At 70.1% G+C, this 2,994-nt stretch carries 4 protein-coding genes; 1 reads left to right on the top strand and 3 read right to left on the bottom strand.

Annotated features, from left to right (window positions below; translation table 11 throughout):
- On the bottom strand, positions 1-341 hold a 341-nt coding region (locus AC08ON_RS17700; protein ID WP_476617400.1), incomplete at its 3' end, for a hypothetical protein.
- 564 nt (positions 342-905) lie between these two features.
- On the opposite strand from AC08ON_RS17700, the gene AC08ON_RS17695 reads away from it, so the two are divergent.
- Positions 906-1,607: an HAD family hydrolase gene (locus AC08ON_RS17695; RefSeq protein WP_476608649.1), complete on the top strand. Its 702-nt coding sequence runs from the start codon at positions 906-908 to the stop codon at positions 1,605-1,607.
- On the opposite strand, the gene AC08ON_RS17690 is transcribed toward AC08ON_RS17695, so the two are convergent.
- Entirely contained in the window at positions 1,604-1,831 is a 228-nt protein-coding gene (locus AC08ON_RS17690; protein ID WP_476608648.1) for a hypothetical protein, read from the bottom strand. The genes AC08ON_RS17695 and AC08ON_RS17690 overlap by 4 nt on opposite strands.
- A partial coding sequence (locus AC08ON_RS17685) for a DNA-binding protein (RefSeq protein WP_476617399.1) occupies positions 1,785-2,994 on the bottom strand: 1,210 nt, incomplete at its 5' end. The genes AC08ON_RS17685 and AC08ON_RS17690, both read right to left, overlap by 47 nt.

Below are 2,994 nucleotides of genomic sequence, written 5' to 3'. Positions count from 1 at the left end.
TGACTCTGGCTCACGAGGGCCTGGGCACTCAGGGCTTGGTCACCGGCGGCGGTGGCAAGGCCGAATGCCTGCACGAAGTGCTGCCCCGCGAGGTCGCCCCGCTCGTCGTCGTAGCCCGGCCAGCCGGCCATGTCCGTCAGCGACGAGGCCGCCGAAAATACCGCCGACGGCGGGTGCTGGTGGCCCACCAGCTGCGGAGCAACCTCGGTCTGGATGAACCGCACCACCACCGGGTACAGCCGTCCGCCCCCGAGCTGGCGGTCAGCGGCCCGGAAGGCCAGGGCGGCGGCACGGATCGTCTCCAAGGTCCCGCCCGCGACGGAGGCGGCCACAAGGGGCATGCCTGTATCACTGAGCCATGCGGGTGATGCTGGAGCCGGCGGGGGTGTCCGCGGTTGGCCGGGAAGGTCGAACCAAAGCAGGGCAGGCGGTAGCCGAAGTGTTCTGGCCCAGTGCGTCAGGCGGTCCAGGTCCCGGATGGGCGGGCCGCTCTCGATCCGGCTCACCTGGGCCTGAGTCAAACCCAGCCACCTACCAAGCCGTTCCTGGCTGATGGGCCGGCGGTGGTGGGGGCTTTGGCGGTAGGCTGCCGAGACTAGGCCGATGTGCTGGGCCGCGAAGGCGTCGCGGAGTTGATCGGTCTGCCAGAAGTGGGCCGGAAGCTCCGGCGGGCTTTCGGCCTCTCGGCGGACCCGCCCCAGGCATCCGGTGCAGCGGGGGCCGGCGTTGTCGGCGGCCAGCCGGGTGCCGCACTCGCAGTAACGCGCGGCCAGCTCCGGCATGTGATCGCTCCCACGGGATGCCACCTGGGTATCAACGTGATCGAGAGTGTAGCGGCCAAAAGTCCGCCGGACGGGAGCCAGCGGGCACCACCCGCCGTTCATTCGTTGTGGGATCATGGCCGGGTGACCGCACTGGCCCTAATCCTCTGGGACGTCGACCACACCCTCCTTGAGATCAAGGGCGTGAGCCGGGAGATTTACGCCCGCGCCTTCCAGCTCGTGACCGGCCGCCCCATGGGAGAACTGGCTGACATGATCGGCCGCACCGAACGGGCGATCATCATCGAGACCTTGCGGCTTGGCGGGATCACCAAGCCGGAGCCACTGCTACCGGCCTTCTACGAAGCCTTGGGCGCGGCGGCCCGGCAGCTCCAGGGCCGGATGCGCGTCGCCGGCCGCAGTCTGCCCGGTGCCAGGGAGGCGATTGCGGCACTGGTAGCCGAGGGCGTTGTGCAGTCCGTCGTGACCGGCAACCTGCATTCCATCGCCGAAGTCAAGCTGGCCGCCTTCGGCCTCACGGATCACCTGGACCTGGCGGTGGGCGGGTACGGGGACGACGACAGCGACCGGGCCGTGTTGGTCCGGCTCGCGGTCAAGCGGGCCGAAGCCGCCCACCAGGTGAGCTTCCCCCGGCCCAGGGTGGTCGTGATTGGGGACACCCCGCACGACGTAAAAGGCGCCCACGACGCTGGCGTGCGGGCGGTGGGCGTTGCCACCGGCAGCAGCACCGTGGGAGACCTTGAGGCTGCCGGGGCCGACGCCGTTTTGCCGGATCTCACCCGGCCCCGTGCCCTCCAAGCGGCCGTCTTCGGCCTCGTGGGCTAACTGGCGGGGCCAGCGGTCGCCAGGCGAAACCGCTCGCCGAAGTCCCGCGCCGCAGGCACGGTGCCGAAGGGCTCAAGCCCATCCGCAAATTCCTTCAGGCGCAGGGCTACGCGCGTCGAGCCGATGGCTTCGCTCAAGGAGAGGGCGTCGGCCGCCGTCTGGCAGGCCTGCTCAACGTCACCGCCCTTCAGATGGCATTTCGCGAGCCGCGACAGGTAATGCACCCGCTCCCGGATGCGGTGGGGCGTGCGCTGGGTGAGCAGGCCAAATCGCCCGGGTCAGCGCCGACGCAGCCTCGTCGGTCACGCCCAGTTCGAGCAGGCAGGCGCCTTCCTGGGCGGCCACTTCCACCTCGTCGACGTAGGACACCCACATGGGCTCATCCCGGTGGCCGGCACGCTCGAAGTCGGTGCGGGCGGCCTCCAAGGTGCGGCGGCAGCCGTCCTGGTCGCCAACCCCGGCTTGGGCGCGGGCCAGCCTCGTGCCCAGCATCGTCTTGGTCAGCGGCGTGAGCCCGGCCGTCCCGTAGGCGAGCGCCGTTTGCGCGAGCGACAGCGCCGGCCCCCGGCGGCCCCGGTAAGTCTCCTGGAGGCTCATATATCCGAGGGCGCTGGCGGCCAGACCTGGTTCGTCGCTCTCGTGGGCCACGTAGATGGTGGTGGTGAAGTAACGGCGGGCTTGGCCGTGGTGGTCGGCGTCCAGCGCCAGCCACCCCGTCATCTGGGCGAGCTGGCCGAAGGCGAGCAACCCGTCGCCGGGGTCCTGCTCAACGGTTACGGCCATCCGGGCCACGTACCGGGACAGCGGTAGGTACAGGCTGTCGCCGCCCAGTTCATCATCAAGCTGCAAAAACAACTTCAGCAGCAGTTCGGCGCTCTGGCCGGTGGTCATGCCGGTGAAGGCGGAGATGCCGATGGTGGGGCTATGGGTCTCGCCGGCGGCCAGGGGGAGGCGCCCGGCTGCCAGGCTGCCCAATAGTGCGGGCAGGTCCGGCCCCGCGGGCACGGGCGGCGCGGAAACGGGCGCGACGGGTGCGGTTCGCTGCTCGGGAAGCTGGAACCACAGCAAATGTGCCGGGATGCGCAACAGGCGCGCCCACATCATGAGCCGGTCCAAGTCCTTGATCGGCGGGCCCGATTCGATGCGGGATAGCTGTACCTGGGAGATGCCGGCCCAGCCGCCGACCAGTTCCTGAGCCAGCACCCGGCCGTGCCAGGGATTGCGCCGGTAGGCGGCGATCACCCGGCCGATGTGCCAGCTAGCCAGGGCGTCGCGAAGCTCGTCGGTCTGCCAGAAGTGATCAGGTGGTACCGGGGCCTGGAGGCGGCGCATCTCCTGCTTGCGCTGGCACGGGGCGCAGAACCCGACCCCGTTGTCACGGGCTAGC

The organism is Frankia sp. CoWAU3, from assembly GCF_977971855.1.
This window is presented reverse-complemented; position numbering and strand designations above follow the sequence as displayed.